This window comes from Corynebacterium poyangense (genome assembly GCF_014522205.1).
In the GTDB taxonomy this organism is placed as follows: domain Bacteria; phylum Actinomycetota; class Actinomycetes; order Mycobacteriales; family Mycobacteriaceae; genus Corynebacterium; species Corynebacterium poyangense.
The window spans coordinates 2,242,603-2,267,137 of record NZ_CP046884.1; the positions used below are offsets into that span (position 1 = coordinate 2,242,603).

The window sequence follows — 24,535 nt, forward strand, 5'->3', positions numbered from 1 at the left end:
CGCCGGTATTCTTGATCCGGAAGGGAGCCTGATACATCGTGCCGACGCTGAAATTAGACCAGGACATAAATCCTTTCGGGGTTGATATCTGCGTAGATTATGAGACCCCTCCTAGAGCCTGGCTGGATCTTGATGCTCTTCCGCGCCTAGAGCCACACCTTCGTGGCCGCCCGGTGCTAGAGGTGCCCGATATTGTGAAAAGGTTGTGCGGGATTTGCCCTACCCCGCATCACCTGGCCGGCGTACGTGCGCTCGAAGACCTATTAGGTATCAGCACCATTCCACCCACTGCGATGCTTACTCGTCTTCTCCTTCACCACGCCAGTGTCATTGACACCTTTTCGCCCCGACTCCTCGGCACTCACCGGCATCTTGCTATCCACGCGCGCAACACCGGAAAACTCCTCCTGCGTACAGCCGGATGCTCCGGCCATTTCCCAGATGTGGCGGTCGTGGGAGGGGTGCGCGCACATGCTGACTCCACCTATCGGGACGCTGCTGAAGAAGCGGTAGAAAAACTCATCGCCGAGTTAGAGCAGGCCGACATCCCGGATATTCCGGCCCCCGGATGGGATGGCGGGGTAGACCTGATGCTGGAGCCTCACCCCTTGGGCGACAGTATTCGCGCAGGCGATGAAACACTAGCGATTCATCAATTGCCCGAAGTTGTCCGCGAAACCTACCCTGGTCATGCAGACTGCCGACCACGAATTCAACTTGAGGGAACATGGCGGTTATGGCGAACCGGCCCCGCTGTTCGCCACGGCAGCGCTGGGGTAGCCGCGTTGGAAGCTAGCTGCCGGGCAGCTAAGGACTTGCTGGCTAGGAAGGAGTTGTGGTCCGGCGAGACGCGGTTATCGGTGGACATTGATCACCATGTCACAGGGGTGGGAGTGGGGTTAATTGATGGGCCGCGCGGAGTGTTGGCACATCTCTATCAGGCGAACAATGGGGTGCTAGAGCACTGCCAGATCTTAACTCCGACTGCGCAAAACGCCGCGTGGTTAGCGGATATGTTAAGTAGCGCTATCGCTAGGTATCCGAAGGACCAGGGAGATCAGACCCGGCTTTTCACTGAGCTAGAATGCGCTGTCCGGTTAGCTGACCCTTGTCTCCCCTGTACCCACGCACCTGCTGGCATGATGGATATCAATATCCATGACCAGTCTGGGAGGCGATAACATGTGCCTTGGTGTACCAGGACAAGTGCAGGCCCTGAGCAACCCCGGCAGCGGTAACCTCGCCGGCCCACTTGGGGTAGCTGAGGTAGATGTGGCAGGTCAGCGTCGATCAGTTTCCCTGGCATACACCCCGGAGGTCAGTGTTGGTGATTGGGTATTGATTTCTCATGGTTTCATCATGGATATCATCAGTGAAGAAGATGCCCAAGAAATCCTCGATACGATTTCCCATCACCAGTTGCTCCGCCCGGAGCTATTACCGACAGGTAAAGAAAGGTTGCAGGATGTGTCTCGGCGTTCCGGCACAGATTACAAGAATTGAGGCCCCTGGACGGGCGACCGTGGAAATCAGTGGGGTGAGTAGAGAAATCTCCACTGACCTCTTAGCGGGAGAAGACATTACCCCTGGCCAGTGGGTATTGGTGCATGTAGGATTTGCGCTTTCGGTCATTGATGAAGAAGAAGCTGCCTTGACTTTGCAACAGATTCAGCAACTTGGCGGCGGCACCTTTGAGGATGAGTTGGATTCTTTCCGGGGGTCTCGGATATGAAGTACGTCGATGAATTTCGGGATCCGGATGCCGCGCGGGCGCTGATCACCAAAATTAACCATGATGCAGCACAACTGGATCGGCCTATTGCGCTGATGGAGATCTGTGGCGGACATACCCACACGATTTATCGCTACGGCCTGGAAAATCTCCTTCCGGAAAATATCGAACTCGTTCATGGCCCCGGCTGTCCGGTGTGCGTAATCCCGATGGGCCGCATCGATGATGCGGTGTGGTTGGCGCAGCAAGATAACGTCACCTTCACCACCTTTGGTGACATGATGCGGGTGCCCGGTTCCGAGCAATCCTTATTAGATGCCCGCGCTGACGGTGCAGATGTCCAGTTTGTCTACTCCCCTTTGGATGCGCTCCGCATCGCCGAAGAAAACCCCCAGCGTGAAGTGGTGTTCTTTGCCGTCGGTTTTGAAACTACTGCCCCATCAACCGCCGCAACCCTGGTTGCTGCACGTAACCGCGGAATCACTAATTTCAGTGTTTTTTCCAACCACGTCTTTACCGAACCCCCGTTGCGCGCCATCGTCGATGAAGGCCGCACCCGGATTGACGGTTTTATTGGGCCAGGGCATGTATCTGCGGTAACTGGGGCACATAGCTTCCAGTTCTTGGCTAGCGACTATAACCGTCCGGTAGCGGTATGCGGTTTCGAGCCCCTGGACATTCTCCAAGGTGTGGCCATGCTCCTGAGCCAGTTCCTCTCTGATGCCCCGGCACGAGTGGATAACCAATACGCCCGAGTTGTTACGCCCGACGGCAATCTGGTGGCCCAAAAACTCATGAACCAGGCATTTCAGGTGCGAGATTCCTTTGAATGGCGTGGCCTAGGATGGCTACCCCACTCTGGAATGGCAGTAAGCCAGGAATTCGCCGACTGGGATGCTGAGAAACGCTTTACGGTTCCCGGTCAACGGGTAGCAGATCCTGTGGCCTGTGAATGTGGATCAGTCCTCACCGGGCGAATCAAACCCTGGCAATGCCGCGTTTTTGGAACCGCATGTACCCCGGCGACTCCCATCGGAACCTGCATGGTATCCCCTGAGGGGGCCTGCGCAGCCTATTACAACTTTGGCCGACTAGACCGCGAGGCGACCCACAATCTAACCCGTCAGTAATCTGCGGGTGAGGGCTAGAGATCACCCGACCATCATCTACCCACCACAAGAAGCCAGCACAACTTAGGCGTGCTGGCTTCTTGTGGTTTGGGGCTAGTTTTCCGGTTTCACCATGGGGAAAAGTACGGTTTCCCGGATCCCCAGACCAGTCAACGCCATCAACAGGCGATCAATGCCCATACCATTACCGGACGTTGGCGGCATTCCTTGTTCCATGGCTCGAAGGAAGTCCTCATCTAAAACCATGGCTTCTTCATCGCCACCCGCGGCTAACCGTGCCTGATCTTCAAAACGTTCGCGTTGAATCACCGGGTCAATAAGTTCTGAATAACCGGTTGCCAACTCGAATCCCCGCACATAGAGATCCCATTTTTCAGTCACCCCGCGCTGGCTACGATGCTGTCGAGTAAGCGGGGAGGTTTCAACTGGGAAGTTCTTCACAAACACCGGACCGTACAGTTGGTCCGCACAGAGATGCTCCCACATCTCCTCAACGAGTTTTCCATGACCCCATCCGCCCTTTTCCGGCACATCCAAGCCAATCACCGCGGCAATGTCGCGCAATTCTTCTAAGCTGGAATCAACAGTCACTTCCGGTTGACCAGGGAATTTCCGTTGAAGCGCCTCGTTGAGCGAGGGGTACATTTCCATTTCTTGCCACTGCCCGGAGAAATCGTAGCTACTGCCATCAGCCAACGTGACGTTGAGGGTTCCGAACACTTCCTGGGCGACGTGCTGGATGAGACGTCGAATTAAATCTGCCCCGTCGTCATAGGTGCCCCAGGCCTGATAGGTTTCCAGCATGGCAAACTCTGGGGAATGGGAGGAGTCCACTCCCTCGTTGCGGAAATTGCGGTTTACTTCAAACACTCGATCAATACCGCCCACGACGCAGCGTTTGAGGTAGAGCTCAGGGGCAATGCGCAGGTATAGGTCAATGTCGAGGGCATTGGAGTGAGTCAGGAAGGGTCGAGCCGCTGCTCCCCCGTGGAGAGTCTGCAACATGGGGGTTTCTACTTCCAGGAACCCTTCTTGCTCAAGGAAGTTCCGCAGAGCACGCATAACCTTAATGCGGATGAGGGCATTCTTGCGCGCCGTGTCTCGCATAATGAGATCGGTATAGCGGTGTCTAATCCTGGTTTCTTCTGCCATATCCGCAAAACTCACCGGCAAGGGGCGTAGGGACTTGGCGGCTAATTGCCAGGACTGCGCCATGACTGACAACTCTCCCCGCTTGGAAGAAATCACCCGCCCAGTCACAGAGACAATATCGCCCATATCAACATCTCGTTTCCAGGCGGCTAGGGATTCTGCTCCTACTTCCCGTAACGAAAGCATGGCTTGAACCTGGGTGCCGTCACCATCTTGCAAAGTCGCAAAACACAGTTTTCCGGTATTGCGCATAAACATCAGTCGGCCAGCAATGGAGACCACATCCTCGGTCTCTTCTCCGATGGCCAGATAGCGCACCTGCGGGGAATCTTCCGGGGCGGTTTCCTCCGCAGCTAACACGTGATAGCGTGCGCGTAGCTCAGCAAGGGAAATAGTGCGGGCGACGGAAACCGGGTAAGGATCTACCCCTTCTGATAACAATCTCTCGCGCTTTTCCCGCCGGATCCGCAATTGTTCCGGGACATCCTGCTTGGTGTTCTGATTTTTCTCCTGAGCCTTAGTCACGCTAGTTAGGTTAGCTGACTGGTGATGATCCAGCATTAACCGGATAACAAACCCAGATCAACGCGGAGAGCGGAGGATAGAGATAAGTTCATCCGCGAGGCGTCGAAGCTGTTCCGTGCGATGGGTTGCCATCACAGTTATCCGGATAATAGCTTCTTCCTCCTTCACTGTGGGATAGCGAATTGCGGGCGCAAAAAACCCTGCGTCGCGAAGTTTTTCCGAAACCGCTAGGGCCTGGGCGCTATGCCCTATCGGAACCGGGATGATGGGGGTGTCTAAGGGCCTGGACAGAAGACCAGCCTCGGTTAAAACAGTGCTCAGGAAGCGGGCGTTGTTTTGCAGCTGATGAACTAGCTCCGGGTGGTCGCGGACGATATGAAGGGCAGCTCGGACAGAGGCAACGGTGATCGGCGAAGGTGCCGTAGAAAAGATATAGGACCGAGCCCGGTTGCGCAGATAGTGAATAATCGGCTGACGAGCCACGACGAATCCGCCTTCTGCGCCTAGAGCTTTAGAGGCAGTACCAATAAGTAGATCCGGTAAGAACCCATACAGGTCAACACAACCACGGCCTCGTTTCCCTACCGTGCCAATGGCGTGGGCATCATCAATCATGGTCCAAGCCTGGTAGCGGGTGGCAAGAGACTGAATACCGGCAACATCCGCGTACGTCGAATGCATACTAAACAGCCCATCGCTGACTATCAGGGTGTGAGGCTGAACTCGGCTAGCTAATAGTTGTTCTAGTTCATGGAGGTTGCCGTGAGGAAACACCGCCACCTGGGCTTTAGCTAGCCGCGCCCCATCGATAATGCTGGCGTGGTTGAGTTCATCCGAGATGATGAGGGTATCTGGCCCCGCTACTGCAGCAATGGTGGATAAGTTGGCTTGATAACCGGTGGCAAAGAAGATGGAGTCCTCTGCACCTAAAAACTCAGCGATGTCGGATTCTAGGGCCTGATGGAGCTGTTGGGTGCCGGTGGTCAGCCGGGAGCCACCGCTACCGGCCCCGTATTCTTTTGCGGCTTTTTGAGCGGCTGCTATGACTCGCTGATCTGTGGCTAACCCCAGGTAGTTGGAGCTGGCAAAAAGCAACACGTCTTCTTCGTCAATGGTGGCCTCAGGTGTTTGAGGAGAGAAGAAGACTCGTTCGGTGCGTTCTAAATCCCGACTCCGCCATTGGTGGTTTTCGGCGGCGCAGAACTGTTCTAGTGAGTTGGGCTGCGCTTGAGTATTCATGCCACAATCACCGGTTGTTCTTTGAGATAGGTCTTCAATCGCGCTACGTCCGTCCCGGCCGCTACCACCACAATGCGGGTTCCGATTAATTCACCCGGATCCTTAAGCATCGGGATCCGGTGATAAACCCCTTGGCAGGCGACATAGCCAGTGGTGTAATCGGGGTCATCGCTGATACATAATTCGGCTAGCACTCCCGGTCCGCTGGCGACCTTGGATGCCACCGCCATAGCTTCAGCATGGTGGTTCTTGACACTCTGTGCCGGATCTGCACCAGCAAGGTCTAAGTGACTTGCCCTCACCACTGTCGCTAAATCCCGTCCCTGATCATCAATGACCCGTGCACCTGGAACACCCGTCACGGTCACCAATTGCGAGAGCATGTCATTGGCCACCGTGGGGGATATTCCTATTTCCACCAGAATGTCCGCAACCAAACGTCGAGCCTCGTGTTTATGGTCGACGCTATAATCTCGGCGGTTCAAAGCAGGAACCACCCCAATATCTGCCGCCTCAAGTGACTGAATGCTCAGATGTATCGTGTCGGGAGGCCCTAAGGGGTGCTGCCTTGCGCGCTGCTCTAAGGCAGCTAGTGCCCGTGGGACGTCAGGAAAACTAATAATCCGTTCTGCCCCAGAGATATGGTGACCCTGGCTCAGCGCCCGCATGGTGACGCTATACGGTTTCGGGGGGATGGCGTTCACCTTCCCAAGAATACTTGAACACCGTTCATCTACCCTATTTCCTGCTGCGCCGAGGAAAGATTCGCGCCTACTAGTGATTGATTTTGGCTTCTTCTGCGAGCACCCACATTTCCACTTCGTGGTGTGATTGTTCCTCTGCTGCCCGGCGGAGTAGAAAAAGCACGTAGCGTAAGAAACTCGGGTCTTCCTGCTCAGCTAAACGCTGGTAGAGCTGTTTAATCACCGGTAAATCCGGTAGCTGACCAAGCCCCTGGGCGGGCTTCGGCGTAGCGTCGGAGGATTCGCTAGAAGGAGCCAGGCCCTCGTTTGGATAAAAACACTGGTATATGCGTCGGAGATCGTTGTCACTTTGGTGTCGAAGGGCGCAAAGAAACCGGGCTTCTGGGGACTCTAGCTCAGATTCAATCTGGCTGACTTTTCCACCGCTTTCGAAAACCAGCAGTTCTAGGATTGTTTCCGCGAGCTCATCGCCTCCTTCGACACACCAGACAGCTTCTGCCAGATAAGAAAGTCGCCCAATAATGGCGCCACGGTGATGAAGATGCTCGAGCACGCCGAGACCGCTATGGGGGTAAGTGTGAATCACAATATGGCGGGGTCGCACCATGGGGGCCACGTTATTGACTAAGGTCATTAATTCCCCTGCCGCGGGGCTGAGCACAATGAGGTCGGCCTCCGACGCTGCTTGTACGCTGCGCGTCGGGACAATATGATGCCCGCGATCAGCCAGATTTGCCACAAACCTAGAGATCGGCGGGGTATCCTGCCCATCGCCTAGCACCAGGATCCGTAGTCTAGGCGGAGTTTTCATCAGCGATCGCCGCGCTTTTTCGTCTTCTCTTCCTGGGCCCGAGCTAATAATTCAGCTACCGTGAAACTTCCTTGATGGCGGTCATCTGCTCGACGTCTCCCCCGATCTGCCCCAGCGGTAGTATCCGGGCGTTCATGATGCCCAGGCTGAGAATTATTATCCCATTTCACTGCGCTAAACGCGCCGGTATTAAAACTCAAGGTCGCGGTTTCATCATTGCTCGGTTTCGAGCCCGCAGCAGAGTGCTGTGCCTGATTTCTTTCCTGACGTGACCGCCGTGGTTCTGGTTTCCTTCGCCGCCCCCCGCCAGAAGAACTAGAATCCGGCGATTGCGTTGAAAACTTCGGAGCGTGCTTCGCCGCAGACTCCGCTGGTTTCTTATGCTGTGCTCGCTTCTCCCTAGGGTTATGCTCTTTATCCGCAGGTTGGCCAGTGGCCCACGGATAGCGAATGGGATGGCTTGGCTGCTGCCCAATCCGCCCAGCTACCGCATCAGCGGAAGGGGTTCGGCGAGGTTGCTCAGTTTTCGGTTCCGGGACGTCTGCCTCATAGGCCTCTGCTTCGGTTTCCTCCCGCTTAGCCGACGCCTTCTTCGTCGAGGTCTGATCCGGGGTGTTGACCACACTGACTTTTTCCCCACGATCTGCCGCAGAATCACCCCAGGTCGATGAGGTGCTTCGGGCAGCATCTTGTTCGATTTCCAGCACGCGTCGAGCTTCCGCTTTTAATGCCGCCGGTTCATACTCAAAAGTCTGTCCGGCAATACTTTCCAAATGGCCGCGGAGTTGCCCCAACTGGTCCTGGATTTTTTCTAAGGCGGCGACATGCTCATCACGCTGCTTTTCGGCATATTCACGAGCAAAGCGTTCATGTTCTGCCTCCATTTCCGCCTCGGCGCATTCCATTTCAGCGTGGTACAGATCCCTGGCGTATTCCAATTCACGCCGAGATGCCTCTGCCTGACGCCGGTAACGGGTCACCAGGAAAAAGCCGATGATCGCTGCCCACAGGGAGGCCAGAAGCGCCAGTTTTAGCGCCCCGGACGAGTCCGTGATCAGCATAATGAGACTCGCAATCAACGCGAGAACGATCAAGAGGATCAGTAGAATCTGTCCACGGTCTACTGATCCTTTCGGTTCATTATCTGGGGACTGAGCACTCATGGGTACGAATTTACCCGACTGTCTCACTATCTGTGGGAGGCGGGAGGTGACAGGAGCGCTCTAAATAGATTCCGGCAGCACACAGAGCAAGAGAACCAATAATTGCGGCCAGCACCGCGGGGCGGTCATCTGCGGCGGCAAGGAGCGTCGCGGAGTTTGGCAGGACGTACAGCCCCATCCCCAGATACGCACCGCCCAGGATCGCTCCGGTCCATTCCGAAGCTTTCCCAATCACCAAGAACTGCGAGGCGGTGATCGGATTGAGTTGGCTCCGATCTTGACCAATTCGGCCATCTTTTAAGCGGGCTCGGATTTTCACGGCGAGCACGACACAAATCACTGCTATGAGGCCTAATGTTATTCCCACACTCATCGGCACTGGCGGTAACAATCCATAAAATCTCCAGGTCAGAATCGCAGCCGCAGCAGCGCAGAAGACAGCAACGCCAGCTAAGGCACCATAGGAGGTTGGGTTCATGATTCCTCCTTCGCTAGCACCACACCACGCACGTCTTCTTCTGGGAGCTGTTTCACCACGTCACTGACCGCTTTTCCACCTAGGCGCGCCTGGGGGTCTACTGCCAACCAGGGTACTAACACAAAAGCACGATCCTGCGCCCAAGGATGCGGCAAAATCAACTCAGGGTCTGTGCTCACAATTTCCTCCCCGGCGGCAATATGCACCTGAATAATATCGACATCCAAGGTTCGCGGCCCCCACTTGTGAGTCCGACGCCGACCCGCCTCATTCTCTAACCGCTGGCATCTCCGTAACAATTCCCTGGGGGTGAGATCAACCTCCACGATTAGAACAGCGTTTAGGAATTCGGATTGCTCCGCAACCCCCCAAGGCGGAGTGGCATAAATGGGAGAGGCTGCCACCAATTCCCCGGAGCGCTGAAAATCATCTACTACGCTCCTCAGTAATTGGCGTCGATCATCTAAATTTGACCCAATAGAAAGCACAGCGCGGATAGGGCTCATGTCCTCATCCCTTTCCGGGATCGGCGGGCTACCACGGCAACATCCTGGAATTCCCGGGGAATCGGAGCGTGGGGTTTATGCACCGCGATTTCAATGGCATGAAGGTGAGGGAAACGCTGCATGGCGTGCTCTGCAATAGTTGCCGCTACGGTTTCAATAAGATCACACGGGGGACCACTAACAATGTCATAGATGAGCTCCGCTAGCTCCGCGTAGTTGATCGTATCCTGAAGATCATCACTCGCCGCAGCCTGAGATAAATCCGCCCAGCACGTAGCATCCACAATGAATTCCTGGCCACAGCGTTTCTCTTCTAGGAAAACCCCGTGGTAGCCGTAGCATCTTAAGCCTTTAAGTTCAATCCGATCAGCCATAGTTCCTTCCCTGGGTCCAGGCGGCAGCCACATCGACGGCGTCGCGAGATACTGCGACGTCGTGGACTCTGACACCCCAGGCGCCTATATGTGCTGACAAAGTGGTGACTGCTGCGGTCGCCGGATCAGCATCGACTGGGGAATGTGCTAAGCCTCGAGCTTGGCGCACCGCACTTAGGAATCTTTTGCGTGAGGCACCTACGAGCATGGGATACGGGCCAGCGATAAACTCTGGAAGAGCCCCTAATAGCGCCCAATTGTCGGTTGCGGACTTAGCAAAACCTAAGCCCGGGTCTAAGACGATAGCGTTTTCCCTTACCCCCGCTGTGAGGGCCTTATCCACCAATTGCTGCAGGGTGGTCATCACATCCTGAACCACGTCATCATTTTCTGGCGTGGCCCGTCCAGCAGCATCCCCAAATCGCACTGTTTTCCAATGCATAAGACAGACTGGCCGTTGGGACTGCGCCATGACCCGAAGCATATCCGGATCAGCAAGTCCACCAGACACGTCATTAATCATGTCCACCCCGGCGATCACTGCAGCTTCTGCAACGCTCGCTCGCATGGTGTCCACGCTGGTGCGGATCCCTTCCTCATGTAAAGCTTGAATAACGGGAGTCACCCTAGCCTTTTCTACGTCGCCGGGAACTCGAGTTGCCCCCGGTCTAGTAGATTCACCTCCCACATCAATCATGTCTGCCCCTTCAGCCACCAAGGTTCGGGCATGAGCTAAGGCAGCATCGATATCGAGGTATTGTCCACCATCGGAAAAGGAGTCCTCGGTGACATTCAAAATACCCATGACCAGGGTTCGTCCTGGGATACTGAGATCATCAAGGCAGCTCGCCGGAGTCATTTATTTCCCTCGAATTAGCGCTAGAACCTCAGCCCTCGATGCGGCTGATCTCAAGAACCCTCCACGCACCGCTGAAGTTGTGGTCACTGCTCCCGGTTTTCGGATTCCCCGCATAGCCATGCACAAGTGTTCGCACTCAATCACCACAATGACCGCCCGGGCGTCGAGTTTCTCCATCAAAGCATCAGCAACTTGACGGGTCAGTCGTTCCTGAACCTGCGGTCTTTTGGCATAGAGGTCCACTAGTCGAGCTAATTTAGAAAGCCCGGTCACTGCACCATCATCCCCGGGAATATAGCCAATATGGGCGTGCCCAAAGAAGGGCACAAGGTGATGTTCACAGGTGGAATAGATGGGAATATCGCGCACCAACACCAGTTCTTCGTGGCTTTCATCAAAGGTTTTCCCCAACACCTCCGTCGGGTCACAGTGCAGCCCGGCAAAGACTTCTTCATAGGCGCGGGCAACACGCGCTGGTGTTTCTTGCAAACCCTCCCGGTCTGGATCCTCACCAATAGCAAAGAGGATTTCCCGAACCGCCCGCTCAATCCTGGGCTTATCAACCTCAGTGCTCATTTCTCCCACTTTCACCGGGAGTGGTTCCTTCCGGATCCACCGGCGCTTCTAAGGTTCCCGGCCGTTCCTCCGGCGCTGTCTCTGAGGAGTCTCGCTCCGGGTGATCTGGTTGCTCATTCTCCGGAAACCGGAAACCCCGAAGCTCCGGTGTCGGTTGTTGACTCTGAGGTTTCTGGGCATCATCCCGGATGACCTGCATCTCCTGGGTATCTTCCTTCGCCGGACTTACCGGAGGCCACCCCGGCGCAGTCCAATCCTTCGGCGGCGGAGTTGTCCCATAATAATCCTGGTGTGGGGAAGAATCACGACTCCCCGGATAACGGTGCTTGCCCTGACTCTGGCTAGCAAAATCCCGAACTGGTTGAGGGATCCGATTCTGGGCATCAGCTTCTTTCTTCTCAGCAAGACGCTGAGCTCTGGCAGCTTGAGAGGCTTCGAGAAGCGAGAACCGCTTAGGTGGTTCTTCCCCGCGTTCCTTCGCAATTTCCACCGGTGTTTGTACCGGTTCCCGCCCAGCCATCCGGGGGAAACGATCATTTTCACCGGGGAAGACATCGCCCGGCTCCTCTGGGATGATGTCTTTAAACAAGGCTTCCAAGTCAGGACGTCGCAAAGTCTCTTTTTCTAAGAGTTTCTCGGCCAACTTATCCAAGTGGTCCCGGTAGCGATACAGCAACTGATAAGCCTGATAATGCGCGGAATCCAACAGGAAATGAACCTGCTGATCAATTTTTTCCGCAATAGCTGGAGAATAATCCAAGGTCCCACCAGCCCCTCGCATAGAGAAAGGATCTCCCTGCTCTTCACCGTATTTCACGGTTCCCAAGGTGGGAGACATTCCGTACTCAGTCACCATGGCTCGAGCAATCTTGGTGGCTTGTTCAATGTCTGCTGAAGCTCCGGTAGTGGGCTCACCAAAGACGAGTTCTTCGGCGGCACGTCCGCCCATAGCAAAAACCAGCCGAGCATACAGCTCATCCCGGTTATACATTCCTTTATCATCTTCTTGGGCAGTCATGGCGTGACCACCGGTGCGTCCACGCGCCAAGATAGTAACCTTGTAGACCCGTTCAATGTTCTTCATCGCCCAGGCAGCAAGGGTGTGCCCGCCTTCGTGATAGGCAGTTACTTTCTTTTCCTTTTCAGAAATGATCTTGGAGGAACGACGCGGCCCACCAATAACCCGGTCGGTAGCTTCCTCAAGAGCGTCGGCGGTAATCACATTGCCACCCACGCGGGCGGTAAGCAGTGCTGCTTCATTAAGCACATTGGCAAGATCCGCTCCAGACATCCCCGCGGTGCGTTTGGCTAAGGATTTGAGATCAGCATCTGGACCTAATGGTTTGCCTTTAGCATGAACCTCAAGAATCTTTTCACGCCCCGCCAAGTCCGGGTTAGATACCGGAATTTGCCGATCAAAACGACCCGGACGCAACAACGCAGGATCCAGAATATCGGGCCGGTTAGTCGCTGCCATCAAAATGACGCCTTCGCGGTCACCGAAGCCGTCCATCTCCACCAGGAGCTGGTTGAGGGTTTGTTCACGCTCATCATGTCCGCCACCCATGCCGGAACCACGCTGCCGCCCCACGGCATCAATTTCATCAACAAAGATGATGCAGGGACTATTTTCACGCGCTTGTTTGAACAGATCACGGACCCGGGAGGCACCCACACCCACAAACATCTCTACGAAGTCAGAACCTGAGATGGAGTAGAACGGAACCCCAGCTTCTCCAGCCACTGCCCGAGCCAGCAAGGTTTTACCCGTTCCGGGCGGCCCATAAAGCAGCACTCCTCGGGGGATTTTCGCTCCCAGTTCGTGATAGCGGGTGGGATCTTCCAAGAAGTCTTTAATTTCCTGGAGTTCATCAACAGCTTCGTCAGCACCAGCCACGTCTTCAAAGGTGTTGGTGGGCATGTCCTTGGTGAGTTCTTTTGCCCGGTTTCCAGCGAATCCAAACATCCCACCGCCTTGCATCCGCGAAAAGAGGAACATCAAGAGCCCGAAAACCAACACCATGGGCAGCACAAATCCCAGGGTGGACATGAGGAAGCTTTCCCGGGTGACGTTAGTGTCATAGGAATCAGCCCCGGACTGCGCGACGGAATCAAGCACGGATTGTGCCGCACGCGCCGGATATTGAGTGATGATCTGGCTAACATTATCCCGCTCATCAACCGAGATCGGATGGCGTAACGTCAGCCGCAACCGTTGTTCTCGATCATCGATCTGGACTTTAGCCACATTTTTATCCTGTAGCTGTTGCATCGCCACGGATGTGTCAACCTTGTTAAAGGTACGGGCATCATCACTGAGCAGGCTAAACGCGAAAAGGCCCACCAGCGCAACCGCCGCAATGAGGCCGATTTGGAGGATCTTCTTGGTTTTCATGGAATCCGTTCGTCAGTTTCCGGAGTAGACACGAGGGTGCAGGGTTCCCACAAAGGGTAGGTCACGGTAGCGCTCGGCATAATCAAGCCCATACCCGATCACAAACTCATTGGGAATGTCGAAGCCGCAGTCAAAAAGCTCAATTTTTGCTTTTTGAACTTCTGGTTTCCGCAATAGAGTAACGACTCGAAGGCTCCGTGGGTTCCGATTCTTAAGATTTTTCAACAACCAGGACAACGTCAACCCGGAGTCGATAATATCTTCCACGATAATGACGTCGCGCCCACTAATATCGCGATCCAAGTCCTTCAAGATCCGCACCACCCCAGACGAGGTCGTGGAGTTGCCGTAACTTGACACCGCCATAAATTCAATTTGGGTAGGAATATCTAAGGCCCGAGCAAAATCAGTCAGGAATAGCACTGCGCCTTTTAATACGCACACCAAAATGACGTCATCTTCGGCATCGGCATACTCCTCAGACACCCGATGCGCCATGTCTTTGATCCGTTTCTGCAGTTCAACTTCGCTAATGAGAACCGCCTCAACATCATCTCCATAGCGATGCGGGGGAACGTCATAATCCTTTGTGTCATGCATTATCGTGACCCTTTCTGCTTCGACAGAGACAGTTTGCCACATCCTTCATCGGGGCTCGGTGGAAGTCTCTAAATACCCCTTTTTGCGTTGCACTACCAACCGGTAAGCGCTGGTCCCGCCCACCGCCACCGGCCCCTGTCCGCGCCAATTCACGCACATCTCCTCTACCCCCTTAATGGCGGCAGTAGTCACCTCAGCGCCATGTTCCCGCAACCACTGAGCGATAGTGCGACGCCTCAGAGCCGGCGCCAGTTCCGCTAGCTCTTGACATGATGAGGTCAATTCTGGAACCTGCGCATCAAGATACTCACAGTCCTCGGCAAGTTTTTCTGCGGTCATAGCCAGCGCAGGAATGGGATCACCCTGACAAATGGTGCGTAATAGGGGAATCACTTGGTGACGAATTGCTACCCGTCGGAAAGTAGTCTGGTCATTATGCGGATCACGCCAGCTGACAAAACCACGTTCATAACACGCTGCAATGGTATTGGAACGCCGGATGGTTAATAAGGGACGCACAATATCCCCCTCCCGAAATTTCATCCCACTGGGGTTACCCCGCAATGCCCCTAGCAACAGGGTTTCCGCCTGGTCATCAGCGGTATGTCCGACCCAAATATCTCCGCCCTGGGAGTGGTCTCTTAATGCTTGGTAGCGAGCCTGCCTGGCTCGAGCTTCCATATTGCTCGCCCTCGGGTCTAGTCTCAGGCGAATTACTTCTGCCTCATAGCCCAAGCGTCGTGCCTGGGCTTGGGCATGGGTAGCCACCTTGTCACTTAATTGTTGTAATCCGTGGTCCACAATGGCGACTCGGGCCGGGATCCCTTCCGCCGACATAGCCATAACTAAAGCTAGAGAATCCGGTCCCCCTGACAAGGCAATCGTGATGTTGTCACTGGGAGCTTTTTTCCACGCCCTCTTCACCGCCGCGCGACAAACCCCAAAATTGTCGCCCTTCGCTGTGTCCATTATTCGGCATCCCTCAGCGTTGACGCCAATGCATCCAATGCGGCGCGCTGGGATTCCACCTCAGCCCCATTACTTAACATCCCAAAAGTATAGATGTGGTTATTACTCCCCGTCACCGTCCCCACCAACGCAGAAGTCTCAGTTAAAGTCCCCGTTTTTGCTCTCAGCAGTCCCCGTGCAGATTCCCCAACAAAGCGCTGTTCCAGCGTCCCTTCACCGCCCGCTACCGGCAAAGCGCTGAGCAAATCCCGTAATTCATCATCCTGAACTGCCCGGTCAATAATGGAATTAAGTAGCGTCGGAGTAATCCGGTTATCCACTGACAACCCAGAACTGTCATTAATCTTTATCCCGCTGACATCAAAACCGTGCGCGCTAAGAATATCTAACGTGGCAGTGGTTGCCCCTTGTGCGGTGCCTGGTTTTCCTTGAGACAAAGCGATTTCCCGACCTAAAGCCTCAGCCATGACGTTATCGGAGTACAACATCAACGTATGGAGGCGTTCTGCCAACGTGTCCGAGGAGGTTTTCGCTAGTACTTCGGCATCCGCCGGGGCTACGCCTTCACCCGAGTTCTTCGCCCCCACTGCTTGGGCTAAAGCCTTAGCCACATCTAACGCCGGAGTGTGAGACCTCGGCACATCGCCGGTCGTCGCACCTATTCTGGCTCCATACAACATCGCCGGCTCCATGGGTGCAATAAATCCCGCGTCAATATCTTGCTCATTCCAGCCCGCTAACATCTTTTCCCCAGGCCACACTGAGGTGTCAATCAACACGGTGGTGATGCCATCACCTAGTTGACTAGCTAAATCAGCGATTTGTTTTTTCGTCAACCCCACGTCTCCGGCAGCTTTAATCACCACCGTCCCTGGTTTATCGCCCCGAACCACCGTGGTTTCTACTCGGTCTTGTCCACCCAGCGCCATAATGGCTGCGGCAGCGGTCAGAAGCTTCGTTGAGGAAGCTGGGCGAAGGGCCTGATCTGGGTTAAGCTCCCACACCACTTCTCCCGTCGTGGCGTCAGTAACCTGCGCCCCAAAAGAACCCAGATCAGCTTGACGTTTTTCTGCCAAAGCAGCAAGTCGAGCAGCTAATTGCGTATTATCCGTATCAGTCTGAGAACCCGGCGCCAAAGCCGGAACCACTAAGTCATGGTCACTGGGCTCAGCCAGGTGAAAAGGTTCTTCATGCTGCAAGCCGGCATACTGCAACTGGGCGTAGGCACCCGTTCCCCCGACGCTAACCACCACCGCCGAGGCCGCGACAACGCTCACCCACCACAATTTTGACTTGCTCATTGTTCACAGAGTAGCGCGGTGAGAAGACACGGGTAGACTATGGGGCGGTTTCTACAACATCCCACAGGTTTATTGTTAGGAGTACGTGACGCATGAGCGTGGAAGTCACCATTGAAATTCCCAAGGGTTCTCGAAATAAGTACGAAGTAGATCACGAAACCGGCAAGGTTTATTTGGATCGCTACTTGTTTACTCCGATGGCTTATCCAGCAGATTATGGGTTTATTGACCGTACCTTGGGCGAAGACGGTGATCCCATGGATGCTTTGGTGATCCTGCCGGAGCCCCTATTTCCAGGGGTGATTGTCAAAGCCCGCCCCGTCGGAGTTTTTAAGATGACCGATGAAGCTGGCGGAGATGACAAACTCTTATGCGTTATTGATGATGTTCGCTATGAACACATCCAAGACATTGATGACGTAGCCGGACACATCAAAGATGAAATTGAGCACTTCTTTGTCCACTACAAGGACTTGGAGCCAGGTAAGGAAGTGCACGGCTCAGGATGGGCAGGCAAAGAAGATGCCGAGCGCATTCTGGCTGAAGCGGTACAGCGCTATCAGCACTAATCCCCGCACGAAGACAGGACCTTCCCAGCCTGGGAAGGTCCTTTTTTATCCCCCAACGCCCGACGCGACTCCCCCCTCACCTATGTCAATACATGCTGCCCTAACCGGATTAGAGGCTTGAACTGCCTCTGCTTAAGTGCCTGGATCATAAGGTTGAGGGCATTAAGCCGAGAGGTGAAGTGTGCGCTGGCTGCCCGACTAGCCCTAGTCCAACCGAGGTCTTTATATCGGCGCGCTTGCCAGCGGAAGAAACGTCGCTCTTCATCAAAACGCTCACCGGTGAGGGCCTTGGTCATAGAATCTGATCCTCCGTGTCGGCGATAGAGGAAAGCCAGCTCATCAAGAACTAAGAGATTTTTGTGTTGGCTTTGGGTAGCAATATCGAGAAGAAGAGCGAGGTCTTGGACCACATCGAAGTCTATTCGGAAACCAATACTTTTAACTGTGCTGCTGCGCCAAGCCAGGGAGGGGAAGTAGGTCCAGTTAGCGCGGAGGAGAGACACCGCGAGATCTTCTCCGCGCAGCTCCATGACGGGGGAACGGTGCCGTGGGGCGCAGAGTTTTTTAATTCGGTCCGGCATAGCAGTGATGGCTATTCCGTGTTCATTAATGGTGCTTACTCCTGGTTGGATAACTTCAACCTCGGGGTGCTGAGAAAAAGCTTCCGCGACCACGTCTAAGTAGTTAGGCAGCATGATGTCATCAGCTCCCATCATGATGAAAAAGGGAGCTTCGACCAGGTCAAGAGCCTTGCGATAATTGGCATTGGCGCCGAGGTTTTCCGAATTTCGCAGATAGTGAACACGGGGATCCTGGGAGGCTAACTCGTTAAGATAGCGCTCTGGCTCAGGGCTGGGGTAACCGTCATCAATAACGACGAGACGCCAGTGTTGATAGTGCTGAGCACAGACGCTGGCTACCGCTTTCTTCATTAAATCGACATCGCCGTAATAAGGCAGCATTACATCTATTACGACATCATTATTTCCCACGAGATACTCCCTAGACCTCATATATCTTAGCTTTAAGACATAGATATTTTACTATTATGACTGGCAAATAAGTAAATAGCGTTCTTTAAAAACTAGTTTAGTTCCGGAGAGAAGTAGCGGGACGCGCCTTCGCACCGCCTACCGCAACGCCGAGAAGAAGAAACGGAGCTAGGAGTGTCGCTACCGACTCTCAACGTGCTAAGACTTAGAGCCATGACGACCCCCGTGATCAGGAATGCAGAGCAAGCAGATATCCCGGAAATCCTCAGTCTTATCAAAGACCTCGCAGCCTATGAAAAAGAACCGGACGCGGTGAAACTTACTGAGGAAAAACTCAGCGAGCAACTTTTCGGCCCCCATCCTTCGGTTTTTGTCTGTGTTGCCGAAGCTGAACCCACTAGCTCTCACCGCATAGATGGATTTGCACTCTGGTTCCTTAATTTCTCCACCTGGGAGGGAACCCACGGCATATACCTGGAGGACTTATTTGTCCGACCCGAAGCCCGCGGCACCGGAAAAGGGAAAGCGCTGCTCACACACCTGGCCCATCTGGCAACCACCAACGGCTATAACCGAGTGGAGTGGAGTGTTTTGACGTGGAACACGCCGGCTATCGAGTTTTATCGCAGCCTCGGAGCTGTTCCACTGACTGAGTGGAACACGTTCCGGCTCAGCGGAGAGGCCCTACAGCGCTACTAAAACGCTTCGGCTTCTTCCCGCAGCAGCGTGTGGCGTCGGGAATTTTCCCCAAAAATTTCCCCCTAAATGGGCAGCGTTTAAAGGTGGCGATAGCTAGGATCGAACACCATGAAGATTTGCACTGTTCATGATGTTCCTAGCGATGCCCAACTGATTGATGTTCGTGAACCGGATGAGTATCAAAGCGGCCATGCTCAAGGTGCTCGCAGCATCCCGATGAGTGAATTCACCAGCCATCTTGATTCTCTCGACACTGACCGCGATATTTATGTTATTTGCAAATCAGGTGGGCGATCAGCGCAGGTAGCGGAGTATTTAGATCACGCTACTCAAGCCACTATTTATAACGTTGACGGCGGAACAGATGCGTGGAAATCCGCCGGGTTACCCATGGAATAGTCTCTGGAACACCACCCGGTAGACCCGGTGACTGGTTAGATTGATGTCATGGGTGCTTCCTCTCAGCTTTCACAGATCCCCGCTACCTTACTTCGCTCTGCCAGTTTCCAAACCGAGCGAGTACGTCGTCGCCTCCGCGAGGAGGTGGACACCGAACTCACTCGTTATGGACTGACCCTTCGTGAGTATTGGGTGCTGGTGTGTCTTGTGGAAGAAGATGGCACTTCTCAGGTCACCGTTGCTCAAAAACTAGGTATTGACCCTTCGGACTTGGTTAACCTCATTGATTCTTTAGAGGAAAAGAAGTTTGTTCAGCGTGAACCTGACCCTACTGATCGACGGCGTCGGATTTTGTATTGCACTACCGAGGGCCGAGCGGCTGAGCCTGAACTAAGTGCCGCGGTACGCCAGGCAGAGGAAAGAGCGCTCGATGATTCTAAAGCTAAACAGCGCAAACACCTGCGAAAGCTAGCCAAAGCCGTTATTCGAGGAGAACAAGACGCCTAGGATTCCCGCAGCCTTTACCTCTAGTACCAACCTGGGGGTAGGCGCGTGTTTCCTAGCGGTGGTGCCCGATAGGTGATCCGGCTAACCTATGACTTTGTACACTAATCCCAGGACACATTGGTTTGAGGGGACTTCCAGGGACTGATTTCATGCCGGATCCACAGTTATTACGTAGCGCTGAGGCTCCCCCACCGCGCACCCTACTTGATATTTTGCACACCACGGTGAGGAATTTTCCCGAAGCCGCAGCACTTGATGACGGCAAAGAAGTTCTTACCTATGCCGAAATGTGGGATCAGATCCAGCATCGAGCTAAAGAACTTCAAGCTGCCGGAATAACGTCTGGTTGCCGGGTAGGAATCCGGGTTTCTTCTGGTCAGCGCCACTTGTACTTGAGTATCTTAGCGGTGCTGATGTGCGGCGCCACCTATGTTCCGGTTGATGCTGATGATCCCGATGACCGCGCCCGGCTAGTGTTCTATGAGGCCGCAGTCGAGGGAATAATTGATGATTCGGGGTTTCACCCCACATCCCGGTTAGGTTCGACGCCAACATGTCCTCACCGCCTCCCCTCCCCTTCCGACGAAGCCTGGATTATTTTTACCTCTGGTTCCACGGGGAAGCCCAAGGGGGTAGCGGTATCTCACCGCAGCGCGGCTGCTTTCGTCGATGCTGAAGCTCAGTGGTTTCTTCAGGATTCTCCAGGGGGACCGCTCGGCCCCGATGACCGGGTTCTCGCCGGGCTGTCGGTTGCTTTCGATGCCTCGTGTGAGGAAATGTGGCTCGCGTGGCGCCACGGCGCTTGTTTGGTGCCTGCCCCTCGTTCCTTAGTGCGCTCTGGAATGGATTTAGGTCCGTGGCTCATCAGCCACGGCATAACTGTCGTTTCCACCGTTCCGACTCTGGTGGGGTTGTGGCCCGATGAGGCGTTATCCCATGTTCGCCTTCTCATCGTCGGCGGGGAAGCATGTCCGAAAGACCTGGTGGACAGGTTAGCTACCGCTGACCGAGAGGTGTGGAACACCTACGGCCCCACCGAAACAACCGTGGTAGCCTGCGGCGCCCGACTTCTTCCCGGTCAACCTGTCACCATCGGTTACCCTCTCGCCGGATGGGATCTAGCGATCATCGACCCGTCTGGACGTCCGGTTGCTCCTGGGGAAACCGGAGAACTCATAATTGGCGGAGTAGGGCTTGGCCGCTACCTTGACCCAGAGAAGGATGCCGAAAAGTATGCTCCGGCGCCGTTTTTAGGATGGCAGCGGGCTTATCGCTCAGGCGATCATGTCCGGTTGGGAGATGCCGGTATTGAATTTGTGGGGAGAGTCGATGACCAAGTAAAAATTGGTGGGCGCCGAATTGAACTGGGTGAAGTCGAAGCCCAAGTTGCGGCCCTAGATAACGTTCGCTCTGCTGCGGTAACGGTTCAACAGACCGGGGGTGGGGAAAAGGTCCTCGTGGCTTATGTGTCATTAACAGAACCAGAGCTAGGGTTTGACCGCCCCGCCGCCGCAACGCACTTAGCATCCACGATGCCGGCTGCTCTCGTTCCGCGCATTGCTGTTTTAGATCAACTTCCGGTTACGACATCCGGCAAGGTTGATACTAAAGCCCTCCCCTGGCCGCTACCTCAGACAACTGAGGTTCCGCATGATGTTGAGTTCACTGCCACGGAACAGTGGCTAGCGGAGTTGTGGTCTGAGGTTCTCGCGATCTCCCTGCCTACTCCCCACGATGATTTCTTCACCTTGGGGGGAACATCCTTAGCTGCCGCCAACGTGGTAGCCCAGATCAGAAAGCGTATCCCGACCATCGCCGTACGGGATCTTTATGATCGGCCTCGATTAGGTGCACTGGCCCAGTTTCTAGATTCCCTTTCCGCCCCGCCACCTCCGCCTCGACACGTCCGTCCAGTTCCCCGTTCTTCTCGTCTCACCCAAAGCCTCATCCAGCTCCCCATCATGACCTTAGCTGCTACTCCCTACCTAGCGTGGCTGATGGCTTTACTCACACTCGCTTCCTATCTGGGGGCTCCGTGGGCCCCAGGCTATCCACTGTGGGCAGTGCTTTTCATGCTGATTCTTTTTGCCACCCCCATCGGCCGGGTCCCCCTGGGCGCCTGGGGTGCTCGCCTCTTAACCCACCGCATAACCCCCGGCAGTTATCCGCGCGGCGGTAGCGTGCATCTTCGGATCTGGGCTGCTGAACGCTGGGCTGATGCCTCCGGTTCACGGACTATTGCCGGAGCCACCTGGGTAAATTACTACGCAAGGCTGCTCGGTGCCCGGGTAGGGAAAGGAGTTGATCTTCATTCCCTTCCCCCGGTAACCGGTATGCTCCGCTTAGGGCGCTATTGCGCCATCGAACCTGAAGTAGACCTACGTGGCTATTGGTTAGATGGGGATGTGCTGCACGTCGGACCAATTACCGTGGGTACGAATGCCCGGATTGGTACTCGCTCCACTTTGCTTCCTGGCGCCATTGTGGGACCCGACGCCCACCTAGAAGCTGGATCAACTCTTCATGGCACGCGCCCGATGAAGAAGGGATCTCGCTGGGCTGGCTCCCCGGCGGCCAAAGTAGGCCGGTCCCGGCATCGCTTCCCAGATCATCGCCCGCCCCGGCGAACATACTGGGTATGGCTCTACGGTCTGAGCTCTTTGGCTCTCTCCTGTCAAAACCTCATCGCCATCGGCGCCGGAATCATGCTCTGCCTGTGGTTAGGTTCCCACTCTCCCTGGAACCTCCCCGGCTCCGCGATAGTTTTTGCCCCGCTCGGCGGACTTTTTACCTTCGCAGTTTCTATGGCCCAAACCTGGATCGCAGTCAGGCTCCTTTCCTTAGGACTCAAACCAGGCATCACCCCGGTACGTTCCCGAGGCGGTTGGCAACTCTGGGTCATCGGGAGACTCATGGACGAAGCCCGCACCACGCTCTTCCCGCTCTACGCCGGGCAACTGACCCCGTGGTGGATTCGTTCGCTAGGGGCGAAAGTCGGCCCGAACGTGGAGGTATCTACGGCGTTAATGATCCCTTCACTCACCGAGATCAAAGCCGGTGCCTTTCTTGCCGATGACACCCTCATTGGCGGATATGAACTAGGCGGTGGCTGGATCCGGGCTGGGCATACACGCATCGGGAAACGCTCATTTGTCGGGAATTCTGGAATCACCTCACCGGGCCGGAAACTGAGGAAAAACTCCCTGGTAGCGGTGCAGTCCTCTACCCCGCTGAAGGCGAAGGCGGGATCTAACTGGTTAGGGTCCCCACCGGAGCGGATGCGTCGGTCTCAGGTGAGTGCTCAATCTACCGAAACCCGCACCTACCAGCCAGGATTACAGCTCAAAGCCGCTCGCGGCGCGATTGAAACCTTAAGATTAAGCGCCACTATGTCTCATGCCCTATGCTTGGGCTTCGTCCTAGGCATCTACTATCTGCTTCTTCGCCACGCCGGTTTCTGGCCCGCACTGTTTCTTGGCGGAGTTGTCCTCATGCTGGTAGGAGCCTTCGCCGTTGGGCTAGCCATTATCGCCAAGTGGGTCTGCGTCGGCCGTCACCACCCCGGCGAACACCCACTCTTTAGTTCCTTCGTGTGGCTTAATGAACTCCAAGATGCCTTTATCGAATCCGTCGCCGCTCCCTGGTTTTTCCACCATACGCTCGGCACTGCCGAACACAACCTGGCGCTGCGTCTCCTCGGCGCCGATATTGGCCGCGGCGCGTGGATTGAAAGCTACTGGCTTCCCGAAACTGATTTGTGCCACATCGGCGACGGCGCCACGGTAGGGCCGGGGACAGTGGTCCAAACCCATCTTTTTCATGATCGGATAATGAGCCTCGATGAGGTTGTCCTTGCCGATGGGGCCACCCTGGCTGCACACTCAGTTATTCTTCCCGCTGCACGAATTGGTGAAGGTGCAACTATTGCACCCGGCTCCTTGGTTATGCGGGGAGACGATGTTCCTGCCCATACACGATGGCACGGCAACCCGATAGAACCGGAATCTTAAAAACTGTTTTCTTCAGCAGTCACTGCGCTTTGACCTTTCCGCCCAGCTACGGTTTGCTTTATGTTTCTCACACACAATGTCCTGTGATCCCACCTTAAGCAAATTGTTAATTGTTGCTCAAATCACTATTCTGAGCAGCGGATACTCAAAAATTCCTGATCAGATGACTAGTCCTCCCGTTCCTGACCCCAAAGATACTGCTCCTAAGCGGGAACTCAAGCGTGCACCCCTAGGAGTGGATTCGTTACTGTGGCGCTATGGGGCTGATAGCCGTATTCAACTGATGCGTGGTTACACCGGCATCATGCAGAATATGCATCCGGCTATTGGGCAAGCACTGCTGGATCACTCCAAACTCTTCGACGAGCCTTTCGCACGCTTAGAGCGTTCCACCCCGCAGATGATCGAACTGATGTATCGGGATCAAGATCACCCTCTGGGCACCCGAATCCGTGACTACCACAAGAATATCCACAGGCACTTGCGCAATGGGGAGCGCTATCACTCGCTGAACCCCAGCATCTACTACTGGGCTCACGCCACCTTCGTCTACCGCGTTATTCGCACCCAAGACCTCTTTGGCGAGCCGTTTACCGCAGAACAGCGGGATCAGATTGTTCGTGAAAGCGTGACGTGGTGGGATAAATACGGCATGTCTGAGCGTCCAGTCATTGACAATTACCCGGACTTGATGACGTACATCAAGGAAGTTAATGACACCATCTTGGAGCGCAATATGAACCCCGGCCGTGACCTCATGGCAAAAAGCCACATGTTCGATGACAAAGGCCAACGCAAGCCGATTGGCCAGGTACAATAACCCACTACCCTTCTTCCCGTTTTTG

General features: G+C 54.8%; 25 protein-coding genes. 10 read left to right on the plus strand and 15 right to left on the minus strand.

Features of this window, described 5'->3' with window-relative positions; genetic code table 11:
* Positions 1–38: 38 nt before the first annotated feature.
* Genes GP475_RS10660 through hypD form a run of 4 tightly spaced genes read left to right on the plus strand, consistent with a single transcriptional unit; the run spans position 39 to position 2,862 of the window.
* Entirely contained in the window at positions 39–1,181 is a 1,143-nt protein-coding gene (locus GP475_RS10660) for a nickel-dependent hydrogenase large subunit (RefSeq protein ID WP_187974346.1), read from the plus strand.
* Positions 1,159–1,503, plus strand: a complete 345-nt coding sequence (locus GP475_RS10665) for a HypC/HybG/HupF family hydrogenase formation chaperone (RefSeq protein ID WP_187974347.1) — start codon at positions 1,159–1,161, stop codon at positions 1,501–1,503. The genes GP475_RS10660 and GP475_RS10665 overlap by 23 nt, the downstream gene beginning before the upstream one ends.
* Entirely contained in the window at positions 1,466–1,732 is a 267-nt protein-coding gene (locus GP475_RS10670; RefSeq protein WP_187974348.1) for a HypC/HybG/HupF family hydrogenase formation chaperone, read from the plus strand. Before GP475_RS10665 ends, GP475_RS10670 begins: the two co-directional genes overlap by 38 nt.
* Positions 1,729–2,862 carry a hydrogenase formation protein HypD gene (hypD, locus tag GP475_RS10675; RefSeq protein ID WP_187974349.1) on the plus strand — a complete coding sequence of 378 codons (1,134 nt, stop codon included), beginning with the start codon at positions 1,729–1,731 and terminating at the stop codon, positions 2,860–2,862. Before GP475_RS10670 ends, hypD begins: the two co-directional genes overlap by 4 nt.
* A 93-nt stretch (positions 2,863–2,955) precedes the next feature.
* On the opposite strand, the gene lysS is transcribed toward hypD, so the two are convergent.
* The 14 genes from lysS to dacB all read right to left on the minus strand — a co-directional run bounded on the left by lysS (position 2,956) and on the right by dacB (position 16,514).
* Positions 2,956–4,575, minus strand: coding sequence for a lysine--tRNA ligase (gene lysS / locus GP475_RS10680; protein ID WP_187974350.1), 1,620 nt, complete (start codon positions 4,573–4,575; stop codon positions 2,956–2,958).
* A gap of 21 nt (positions 4,576–4,596) precedes the next feature.
* Positions 4,597–5,778: an aminotransferase class I/II-fold pyridoxal phosphate-dependent enzyme gene (locus GP475_RS10685; protein WP_262485183.1), complete on the minus strand. Its 1,182-nt coding sequence runs from the start codon at positions 5,776–5,778 to the stop codon at positions 4,597–4,599.
* Positions 5,775–6,482, minus strand: coding sequence for a 6-carboxyhexanoate--CoA ligase (locus GP475_RS10690; protein WP_187974351.1), 708 nt, complete (start codon positions 6,480–6,482; stop codon positions 5,775–5,777). Before GP475_RS10690 ends, GP475_RS10685 begins: the two co-directional genes overlap by 4 nt.
* A 70-nt stretch (positions 6,483–6,552) precedes the next feature.
* Positions 6,553–7,293: a Rossmann-fold NAD(P)-binding domain-containing protein gene (locus tag GP475_RS10695; protein WP_187974352.1), complete on the minus strand. Its 741-nt coding sequence runs from the start codon at positions 7,291–7,293 to the stop codon at positions 6,553–6,555.
* Entirely contained in the window at positions 7,293–8,456 is a 1,164-nt protein-coding gene (locus GP475_RS10700) for a DUF6779 domain-containing protein (protein ID WP_187974353.1), read from the minus strand. Before GP475_RS10700 ends, GP475_RS10695 begins: the two co-directional genes overlap by 1 nt.
* Positions 8,457–8,466: 10 nt before the next feature.
* Positions 8,467–8,934, minus strand: coding sequence for a DUF3180 domain-containing protein (locus tag GP475_RS10705; RefSeq protein WP_187974354.1), 468 nt, complete (start codon positions 8,932–8,934; stop codon positions 8,467–8,469).
* Positions 8,931–9,431 carry a 2-amino-4-hydroxy-6-hydroxymethyldihydropteridine diphosphokinase gene (gene folK, locus GP475_RS10710; RefSeq protein ID WP_187975919.1) on the minus strand — a complete coding sequence of 167 codons (501 nt, stop codon included), beginning with the start codon at positions 9,429–9,431 and terminating at the stop codon, positions 8,931–8,933. Before folK ends, GP475_RS10705 begins: the two co-directional genes overlap by 4 nt.
* Positions 9,432–9,436: 5 nt before the next feature.
* Positions 9,437–9,814 carry a dihydroneopterin aldolase gene (gene folB, locus GP475_RS10715; RefSeq protein WP_187974355.1) on the minus strand — a complete coding sequence of 126 codons (378 nt, stop codon included), beginning with the start codon at positions 9,812–9,814 and terminating at the stop codon, positions 9,437–9,439.
* Complete coding sequence (gene folP / locus GP475_RS10720) at positions 9,807–10,673, minus strand: dihydropteroate synthase (RefSeq protein ID WP_187974356.1); 867 nt, start codon at positions 10,671–10,673, stop codon at positions 9,807–9,809. The genes folB and folP overlap by 8 nt, the downstream gene beginning before the upstream one ends.
* The gene (folE, locus tag GP475_RS10725) at positions 10,674–11,249 is read right to left on the minus strand and encodes a GTP cyclohydrolase I FolE (RefSeq protein ID WP_187974357.1); all 576 of its coding nucleotides are present in this window, start codon (positions 11,247–11,249) and stop codon (positions 10,674–10,676) included.
* A complete protein-coding gene (ftsH, locus tag GP475_RS10730; RefSeq protein WP_187974358.1) occupies positions 11,239–13,644 on the minus strand; it encodes an ATP-dependent zinc metalloprotease FtsH in 2,406 nt (801 codons plus the stop codon). The genes folE and ftsH overlap by 11 nt, the downstream gene beginning before the upstream one ends.
* Before the next feature lie 12 nt (positions 13,645–13,656).
* A complete protein-coding gene (hpt, locus tag GP475_RS10735; RefSeq protein ID WP_187974359.1) occupies positions 13,657–14,244 on the minus strand; it encodes a hypoxanthine phosphoribosyltransferase in 588 nt (195 codons plus the stop codon).
* A gap of 45 nt (positions 14,245–14,289) precedes the next feature.
* Entirely contained in the window at positions 14,290–15,213 is a 924-nt protein-coding gene (gene tilS, locus GP475_RS10740; protein ID WP_187974360.1) for a tRNA lysidine(34) synthetase TilS, read from the minus strand.
* Complete coding sequence (dacB, locus tag GP475_RS10745; RefSeq protein ID WP_187974361.1) at positions 15,213–16,514, minus strand: D-alanyl-D-alanine carboxypeptidase/D-alanyl-D-alanine endopeptidase; 1,302 nt, start codon at positions 16,512–16,514, stop codon at positions 15,213–15,215. The genes tilS and dacB overlap by 1 nt, the downstream gene beginning before the upstream one ends.
* 92 nt (positions 16,515–16,606) lie before the next feature.
* Between dacB and GP475_RS10750 the strand changes: the two genes are divergently transcribed.
* Entirely contained in the window at positions 16,607–17,083 is a 477-nt protein-coding gene (locus GP475_RS10750) for an inorganic diphosphatase (RefSeq protein WP_187974362.1), read from the plus strand.
* Between the two features lie 80 nt (positions 17,084–17,163).
* Here the strand turns inward: GP475_RS10750 and GP475_RS10755 are convergent, their stop codons facing one another.
* A complete protein-coding gene (locus GP475_RS10755) occupies positions 17,164–18,075 on the minus strand; it encodes a glycosyltransferase (RefSeq protein WP_262485184.1) in 912 nt (303 codons plus the stop codon).
* Positions 18,076–18,288: 213 nt separating this feature from the next.
* Between GP475_RS10755 and GP475_RS10760 the strand changes: the two genes are divergently transcribed.
* From GP475_RS10760 to GP475_RS10780, 5 genes are all read left to right on the plus strand, one after another.
* Positions 18,289–18,774: a GNAT family N-acetyltransferase gene (locus GP475_RS10760; protein ID WP_187974364.1), complete on the plus strand. Its 486-nt coding sequence runs from the start codon at positions 18,289–18,291 to the stop codon at positions 18,772–18,774.
* A gap of 108 nt (positions 18,775–18,882) precedes the next feature.
* On the plus strand, positions 18,883–19,173 hold the full coding sequence (locus GP475_RS10765) for a rhodanese-like domain-containing protein (protein WP_187974365.1): 291 nt from the start codon (positions 18,883–18,885) through the stop codon (positions 19,171–19,173).
* Positions 19,174–19,221: 48 nt separating this feature from the next.
* Positions 19,222–19,680 carry a MarR family winged helix-turn-helix transcriptional regulator gene (locus tag GP475_RS10770; RefSeq protein ID WP_187974366.1) on the plus strand — a complete coding sequence of 153 codons (459 nt, stop codon included), beginning with the start codon at positions 19,222–19,224 and terminating at the stop codon, positions 19,678–19,680.
* A 149-nt stretch (positions 19,681–19,829) separates the two neighbouring features.
* The gene (locus GP475_RS10775) at positions 19,830–23,690 is read left to right on the plus strand and encodes a Pls/PosA family non-ribosomal peptide synthetase (protein ID WP_187974367.1); all 3,861 of its coding nucleotides are present in this window, start codon (positions 19,830–19,832) and stop codon (positions 23,688–23,690) included.
* 163 nt (positions 23,691–23,853) lie between these two features.
* Entirely contained in the window at positions 23,854–24,510 is a 657-nt protein-coding gene (locus GP475_RS10780) for an oxygenase MpaB family protein (RefSeq protein ID WP_187974368.1), read from the plus strand.
* Positions 24,511–24,535: the final 25 nt, after the last annotated feature.

Bases quoted from the DNA above. Each gene is read 5' to 3' on its own strand.
- folP (WP_187974356.1), bottom strand. From the start codon at position 10,673: ATGACTCCGGCGAGCTGCCTTGATGATCTCAGTATCCCAGGACGAACC.
- GP475_RS10780 (WP_187974368.1), top strand. From the start codon at position 23,854: ATGACTAGTCCTCCCGTTCCTGACCCCAAAGATACTGCTCCTAAGCGG.
- GP475_RS10700 (WP_187974353.1), bottom strand. From the start codon at position 8,456: ATGAGTGCTCAGTCCCCAGATAATGAACCGAAAGGATCAGTAGACCGT.
- tilS (WP_187974360.1), bottom strand. From the start codon at position 15,213: ATGGACACAGCGAAGGGCGACAATTTTGGGGTTTGTCGCGCGGCGGTG.
- GP475_RS10770 (WP_187974366.1), top strand. From the start codon at position 19,222: ATGGGTGCTTCCTCTCAGCTTTCACAGATCCCCGCTACCTTACTTCGC.
- hypD (WP_187974349.1), top strand. From the start codon at position 1,729: ATGAAGTACGTCGATGAATTTCGGGATCCGGATGCCGCGCGGGCGCTG.
- GP475_RS10695 (WP_187974352.1), bottom strand. From the start codon at position 7,293: ATGAAAACTCCGCCTAGACTACGGATCCTGGTGCTAGGCGATGGGCAG.
- ftsH (WP_187974358.1), bottom strand. From the start codon at position 13,644: ATGAAAACCAAGAAGATCCTCCAAATCGGCCTCATTGCGGCGGTTGCG.
- GP475_RS10775 (WP_187974367.1), top strand. From the start codon at position 19,830: ATGCCGGATCCACAGTTATTACGTAGCGCTGAGGCTCCCCCACCGCGC.
- GP475_RS10760 (WP_187974364.1), top strand. From the start codon at position 18,289: ATGACGACCCCCGTGATCAGGAATGCAGAGCAAGCAGATATCCCGGAA.
- GP475_RS10685 (WP_262485183.1), bottom strand. From the start codon at position 5,778: ATGAATACTCAAGCGCAGCCCAACTCACTAGAACAGTTCTGCGCCGCC.
- folE (WP_187974357.1), bottom strand. From the start codon at position 11,249: ATGAGCACTGAGGTTGATAAGCCCAGGATTGAGCGGGCGGTTCGGGAA.
- lysS (WP_187974350.1), bottom strand. From the start codon at position 4,575: ATGCTGGATCATCACCAGTCAGCTAACCTAACTAGCGTGACTAAGGCT.
- GP475_RS10750 (WP_187974362.1), top strand. From the start codon at position 16,607: ATGAGCGTGGAAGTCACCATTGAAATTCCCAAGGGTTCTCGAAATAAG.
- GP475_RS10670 (WP_187974348.1), top strand. From the start codon at position 1,466: ATGTGTCTCGGCGTTCCGGCACAGATTACAAGAATTGAGGCCCCTGGA.
- hpt (WP_187974359.1), bottom strand. From the start codon at position 14,244: ATGCATGACACAAAGGATTATGACGTTCCCCCGCATCGCTATGGAGAT.
- GP475_RS10765 (WP_187974365.1), top strand. From the start codon at position 18,883: ATGAAGATTTGCACTGTTCATGATGTTCCTAGCGATGCCCAACTGATT.
- folB (WP_187974355.1), bottom strand. From the start codon at position 9,814: ATGGCTGATCGGATTGAACTTAAAGGCTTAAGATGCTACGGCTACCAC.
- GP475_RS10705 (WP_187974354.1), bottom strand. From the start codon at position 8,934: ATGAACCCAACCTCCTATGGTGCCTTAGCTGGCGTTGCTGTCTTCTGC.
- GP475_RS10665 (WP_187974347.1), top strand. From the start codon at position 1,159: ATGACCAGTCTGGGAGGCGATAACATGTGCCTTGGTGTACCAGGACAA.
- dacB (WP_187974361.1), bottom strand. From the start codon at position 16,514: ATGAGCAAGTCAAAATTGTGGTGGGTGAGCGTTGTCGCGGCCTCGGCG.